General features: G+C 75.6%; 5 protein-coding genes. 4 read left to right on the top strand and 1 reads right to left on the bottom strand.

The window, feature by feature from the left end; translation table 11 throughout:
* From hemG to G5C65_RS29765, 4 genes are all read left to right on the top strand, one after another.
* Positions 1-1,371: protoporphyrinogen oxidase (gene hemG / locus G5C65_RS29780; protein WP_241266154.1), on the top strand; the 1,371-nt coding region annotated here is incomplete at its 5' end.
* A 3-nt stretch (positions 1,372-1,374) separates the two neighbouring features.
* Positions 1,375-2,136 carry a cyclic nucleotide-binding domain-containing protein gene (locus G5C65_RS29775; protein WP_206442417.1) on the top strand — a complete coding sequence of 254 codons (762 nt, stop codon included), beginning with the start codon at positions 1,375-1,377 and terminating at the stop codon, positions 2,134-2,136.
* 114 nt (positions 2,137-2,250) lie between these two features.
* Complete coding sequence (hcp, locus tag G5C65_RS29770) at positions 2,251-3,927, top strand: hydroxylamine reductase (protein ID WP_165302153.1); 1,677 nt, start codon at positions 2,251-2,253, stop codon at positions 3,925-3,927.
* A complete protein-coding gene (locus G5C65_RS29765; protein WP_165302152.1) occupies positions 3,924-4,967 on the top strand; it encodes a 2Fe-2S iron-sulfur cluster-binding protein in 1,044 nt (347 codons plus the stop codon). The genes hcp and G5C65_RS29765 overlap by 4 nt, the downstream gene beginning before the upstream one ends.
* Before the next feature lie 92 nt (positions 4,968-5,059).
* Here the strand turns inward: G5C65_RS29765 and narI are convergent, their stop codons facing one another.
* Positions 5,060-5,755, bottom strand: coding sequence for a respiratory nitrate reductase subunit gamma (gene narI / locus G5C65_RS29760; protein ID WP_165302151.1), 696 nt, complete (start codon positions 5,753-5,755; stop codon positions 5,060-5,062).
* Positions 5,756-5,818: the final 63 nt, after the last annotated feature.

Below are 5,818 nucleotides of genomic sequence, written 5' to 3'. Positions count from 1 at the left end.
GGCGACGGCACGCCGCGCGCCCGGGTGACCGTGCTGGAGGGCGCCGAGCGGGTGGGCGGCAAGCTGTACGGCGGCGAGGTGGGCGGCGTCCGGACGGACCTGGGCGCCGAGGCGCTGCTCGCGCTGCGCCCGGAGGCCGTGGCCCTCGCCGGGCAGGCCGGGCTGGGCGGGCACCTGGAGCCGCCGGTCACCACGCGGTCCGCGATCTGGACGCGGGGCGCGCTGCGCCCGCTGCCCGAGCGGCAGTTGATGGGCCTCCCGGGCGATCTGGACGCGCTGGCCGCCTCCGGGGTGCTGTCCGAGGCGGGCCTCGCCCGCGCCCGCCGGGATCTGTCGCTGCCCCGCACCGCGATCGGCGACGACATCGCGCTGGGCGCGTATGTGCGCACCCGGGTCGGCCGGGAGGTGGTGGACCGGCTGGTCGAGCCGCTGCTCGGCGGCGTCTACGCGGGGCAGGCCGACCGGATCTCGCTGCGGGCCGCGCTGCCCCGGCTGCTGCCCGCCGTACAGGAGGAGCGCTCCCTGGTGGCGGCCGTACGGCGGCTGCTGGCGGACCGCTCCCGGGACGTGCGGGCCACGGGGCCCGCCGCTCCGCATCCGGTGTTCCAGGGCATCAGGGGCGGTGTCGGCCGGCTGCCCGGGGCCGTGGCCGCGGCGTGCCGCTCGGCCGGCGCGGAGGTGCGGACCGGCACCGCGGCGCGCCGGCTGCGCCGCACCCCGGACGGCTGGTGGCTCGGCGTCGCCGGGCCCGGGGGCGCAGAGGAGCTCACCGCCGACGCGGTGGTGCTGGCCGTGCCCGCGCCGGCCGCGGCCGGGCTGCTGGCCGAGGACGCGAGGAGCGCGGCGGCGGACCTGCGTGCCGTCGAATACGCGCGGATGGCCCTGGTCACCCTGGTGTTCCGGCGCGCGGACCTGCCGGACCTGCCCGGCGGCGGCTTCCTGGTGCCGCCGGTGGAGGGCCGCACGGTCAAGGCGGCCACCTTCCTCAGCAACAAGTGGGGCTGGCTGGCGGACGCCGCGCCCGACCATGTCGTCGTGCGGACCTCGGTGGGCCGGCACGGCGAGGAGACGGCCGCGGCGCTGGACGACGCGGAGCTGGTGTCCCGCTCGCTGGCCGAGCTCAGGCCCGCGACCGGGCTGGACGCCGTCCCGTACGCGACCGCGGTGACCCGCTGGGCGACCGGGCTCCCCCAGTACCCGGTCGGGCATCCGGACCGGGTGGCGCGGATCCGCGCGCGCCTCGCGGAGCTGGGCCCTGTGACGGTGTGCGGCGCGGCGTACGACGGGGTGGGGGTCCCCTCCTGCATCGCCGGCGGCTGGCAGGCGGCGGCGGACGTGACCGCGGCGCTGCGCCCCCACTCGGCGGCCTGAGCCGTGCGTACCGCGACGGCGACGGCGACAGGGACGGGGACGGCGGCGGGCGCGGGACGGCGCGGCGACCGTACGCTGTCCGGGCTGCTGGCGAGGCTGCCGCTGTTCTCCGGGCTGGCCCCGGAGCAGCTCGGCGTCCTCGCCGCGGGCTCCCGGCTCAGCCCGCAGCGCAAGGGGGAGATCCTCTTCCACCAGGGGGACCCGGTGCGGGGGTTCTTCTCCGTGCTGAGCGGCCAGATGCAGCTCACGGTCTCCACAGCCGACGGCTCCGAGAAGGTGGTGGAGATCGTCGCCGCCGGGGAGAGCTTCGGGGAGGCCGTGGTCTTCGAGGGCCTGCGCTATCCGGTCACCGCCACGGCGCTGGTCGGCACGGAGCTGCTGGCGGTCTCCGGGGAGGCGGTGCTGGCCCTGCTCGACCGGGACCCGGCGTTCGCCCGCCGGATGCTCGCGAACATGGCGATACGGCTGCGCCGCCTGGTGCGGGACGTGGAGTCGTACTCGCTGCGGTCCGGCGTCCAGCGGGTGATCGGCTTCCTGCTGCACGAGGCCGACGCCGACGGGCCCGCCGCCGCGCCCGGCGCGCGGGAGTGCACCGTGCTGCTGCCCGCCCGCAAACACGTGGTCGCGTCCCGACTCAACCTCGCGCCGGAGACGCTCTCCCGGGTGCTGCGGATGCTCGCCGCCGAGGGGCTGGTCAGCGTGGCGGGACGGCGGATCGTGCTCCATGACGTGCCCGGCCTGGCGGCCCGGCTCGCCTGGCAGTGAACCGGAGCACAACGGCGCACCGGACGCCGTGCCTTGACGCGGGTCAAGGATCCGGGCCCGCACCGTGCCTAGCGTCTGCGGCGTAGTACCAGCGACATTCCAGGGAGGACACCCATGCTCTGCTACCAGTGCGAGCAGACCGACAGGACCGGCACGGTCCCCGGCTGCGCCGGGCCGCTCGGCAACTGCGGCAAGGACGCGGAGACGTCCGATCTGCAGGACCTGCTGCTGTACGCGGTCAAGGGCATCGCCCAGTACGCGACGCGGGCCCGCGCGATGGGCGCCGCCGACGACGAGGCGGCCGAGTTCGTCCTCTACTCGGTGTTCACCACGCTCACCAACGTCAACTTCAACCCCACGCGGTTCGTCGGCCTGCTGCACGAGGCCGCGGCCGTACGCGACCGGGTGCGGGAGCGGTACGAGGACCGGGTGCGCGCCCGTGCGGCTCAGCCGGTGGAGCCGGAGCCGCTGCCGGGCCCGGCGGCGTGGATCCCCGCGCAGGATCTGGAGGGACTGGTCGAGCAGGCGTCCTCGGCGCGCGTCGACGCGGGGCTCGCCGAGGCCGGCGCGGACGTCGTCGGCCTGCGCGCCCTGCATCTGTACGCGCTGAAGGGGATCTGCGCGTACGCGTACCACGCCCATGTGCTCGGCCACGGCAGCGGCGAGGTGTTCGCCGGGGTCGAGGAGGCGCTGGCGTATCTGGCGGACGAGCCGGACGACACCGAGGAGCTGCTGGCCCGCGCGGTGGGCCTGGGACGGCTGAACCTGAAGGTGATGGAGCTGCTGGACGCGGCCAACACCGGTACATACGGGGCGCAGCAGCCGACCACCGTGCGCGCCACACAGGTCGCGGGCAAGGCGATCCTGGTCAGCGGCCACGATCTGCGGGACCTGGCCGCGCTGCTGGAGCAGACCGAGGACATGGGCATCAACGTCTACACCCACGGCGAGCTGCTCCCCGCGCACGCCTATCCGCTCCTGAAGGAGTACCCGCACCTGGTGGGCAACTACGGCGGGGCGTGGCAGGACCAGCAGCGCGAGTTCGCCGCGTTCCCGGGCCCGGTCCTGATGACGTCCAACTGCATCATCGAACCGCACGTCAGCTACCGCCGCCGGATCTTCACCGCCGGCCCGGTCGGATGGCCGGGCGTACGGCATCTGACCGGCCGGGACTTCTCCCCGGTGATCCGCGCCGCCAAGGCGCTGCCCGGGTTCGCGGAGGACGGGCCGGAGGAGTTCCTGACCGTCGGCTTCGGCCGGGACGCGGTGCTCGCCCGCGCGGACCGGGTCACCGACGCCGTCAAGCAGGGCGCGATCCGGCACTTCTTCCTGGTGGGCGGCTGCGACGGCCCGACCCCCGGGCGCGACTACTACGCCGACTTCGCCCTGGGCGCCCCCGAGGACACGGTCATCCTCACCCTGGGCTGCGCCAAGTACCGGTTCAACCGGCACGACTTCGGCGAGATCGGCGGGCTGCCGCGGCTGATGGACGTCGGCCAGTGCAACGACGCCTTCTCCGCCATCAAGATCGCGACAGCGCTGGCCGACGCCTTCGACTGCGACATCAACGAGCTGCCGCTGACCCTGGCGCTGTCGTGGACCGAACAGAAGGCGGTCGCGGTGCTGCTCTCGCTGCTGGCCCTGGGCATCCGCAACATCCATCTGGGGCCGACCGTGCCCGCCTTCCTCACCCCGACCGCGGTCGGCGTCCTCGTCGAGCGGTTCGGGCTGCGGACGGTCGGCGACCCCGGCGCCGACCGGGCCGCGGCGCTGGAGCGTGCCGCGTCATGACGGGCGCCACGACGGGCGTCACGCTCACCGCGTCCGACGGCGAGCGGCTGGAGTTCGGATGCGCGCCCGGCCAGAGCGTGCTGGACGCCGCGGCGGAAGCCGGCGCCGCACTGCCCGCCTCCTGCCGCCGGGGCACCTGCGGATCCTGCCGCGCCGCGGTCACCGGCGGGCCGTACGAGCACGGCTCCTGCAGCCCGCAGGCGCTGCCGCCGGACCGGCGGGAGCGCGGCGAGGTGCTGCTGTGCCGCACCTTTCCCGGCGGCGACCGGCTGGAGGCGGCACTCCCCTACCCGTCGTCCCGGATCATCCACGGGGGCGTCCCGGAGCGCGAGGGCGTCATCACCGCGCTGGAGACCGTCGCGCGCGAGACCGTGCGGCTGGAGCTCCGGGTGGAGCCCGACGACGCGGCCGGGGACGGCTGCCAGTTCGACCCCGGGCAGTTCATGGACCTGCGGGTCCCCGGGCAGGACTACACCCGGGCCTACTCCCTGGCCAACACCGGCAACTGGGAGGGCTGTCTGGAGTTCTTCGTCCGGCTGCGGCCCGGCGGGCTGTTCTCCGGCTGGCTGCGGGACGGCGCACGGGTCGGCGACCGGCTCACCGTGCGCGGCCCGCAGGGCGCGTTCGGGCTGCGCGAGACCGGGCCGCGGCCCCGCTGGTTCGTCGCCGGGGGGACCGGGCTGGCGCCACTGCTGTCGATGGTGCGGCACATGGCCGAGTGGCAGGAGCCGCAGCCGGCCCGGCTGTTCCTCGGCGTCAACGAGGAGGCCGAGGTCTTCGGCCTGCCCGAGCTGAAGGCGGTGGCCTGCGAACTGCCGGGGTTCTCCTACGAGATCTGCGTCCGGCGGCCCGGCCCCTCCTGGCCGGGCCCGCCGGCCACGCCGGTGGACCGGGTGGCCGCGCTGCTGCCGGACGCGCCGGTGCCGCCCGATCTGTATGTGTGCGGGCCGCCGCCGCTGGTGGAGGCCGTCGCGGGGGCCGCCGCCGCGGGCGGGCTCGCGCCCGAGCGGGTCCACCATGAGCGGTTCCTCCCGACGTGAGAGCCCCGCGCTGTGCGGGCAGCCCCTCTCCGGGTCCGGGGAGGGGCTGCCCGGCCATTCAGGAGCCCCGGTCACTCAGGAACCCCGGTCACTCAGGAACAGGGCCGGTGCGTGCGGCGGCGGTAGACCAGATACGGGCGGACGAGGTAGCCGAGCGGGGCGCTCCACACATGCACCAGGCGGGTGAACGGCCAGACGGCGAACAGCAGGCAGGCGGACAGGGCGTGCAGCTGGAACAGCAGCGGCGCGTCCGCGAGGGCTCCCGGGTCCGGCCGGAGGGTGAACAGCCCGCGGAACCAGACGGAGACGGTGACGCGGTAGTCGTAGCCCCCGCCGATGACGTTGTGCGCGGCGGTGGCGGCGATGCCCAGCACCACGGTCGCGGACAGCAGCGGGAAGAGCAGCTTGTCGCTGCGGTCGGTGCCCCGGCGGATCCGGGGGCTCAGCAGCCGCCGGGCGCACAGCATGCCCAGCCCGGCGACCATGGCGGCCCCGGCCGCGGAGCCCGCCCACACGGACACGGTGTGGTACGTGTGCTCGTCCACACCGGCGGCCCCGGTCCAGGAGGCGGGCACGGCCAGGCCCACGACGTGCCCGGCGATCACCATGAAGGCGCCCAGATGGAAGAGCGGGCTCCCCCAGCGCAGCCAGCGGTGCTCCAGGAGCTGGCTGGTGCGGGAGGTCCAGCCGAACTGGTCCCGGCGGTAGCGCCAGACGTGTCCTGCGGCGAAGACGGCGAGGCAGACGTAGGGGACGGCGACCCGGAGCAGGAGGTCGGCGGTGCTCATCGGGGGCCTCCTTCCCGAGTCGGGGGGTACGGGGTCGTGGCGCGGCCCGGGGCGCGAGGCGGG

It is taken from the genome of Streptomyces boncukensis (assembly GCF_011045075.1).
Taxonomy (GTDB): Bacteria; Actinomycetota; Actinomycetes; order Streptomycetales; family Streptomycetaceae; genus Streptomyces; species Streptomyces boncukensis.
The sequence above is the reverse complement of the archived record's forward strand: the minus strand, read 5'-3'. Positions and strand labels throughout refer to the sequence as shown.

Bases quoted from the DNA above. Each gene is read 5' to 3' on its own strand.
- G5C65_RS29765 (WP_165302152.1), top strand. From the start codon at position 3,924: ATGACGGGCGCCACGACGGGCGTCACGCTCACCGCGTCCGACGGCGAG.
- hcp (WP_165302153.1), top strand. From the start codon at position 2,251: ATGCTCTGCTACCAGTGCGAGCAGACCGACAGGACCGGCACGGTCCCC.
- narI (WP_165302151.1), bottom strand. From the start codon at position 5,755: ATGAGCACCGCCGACCTCCTGCTCCGGGTCGCCGTCCCCTACGTCTGC.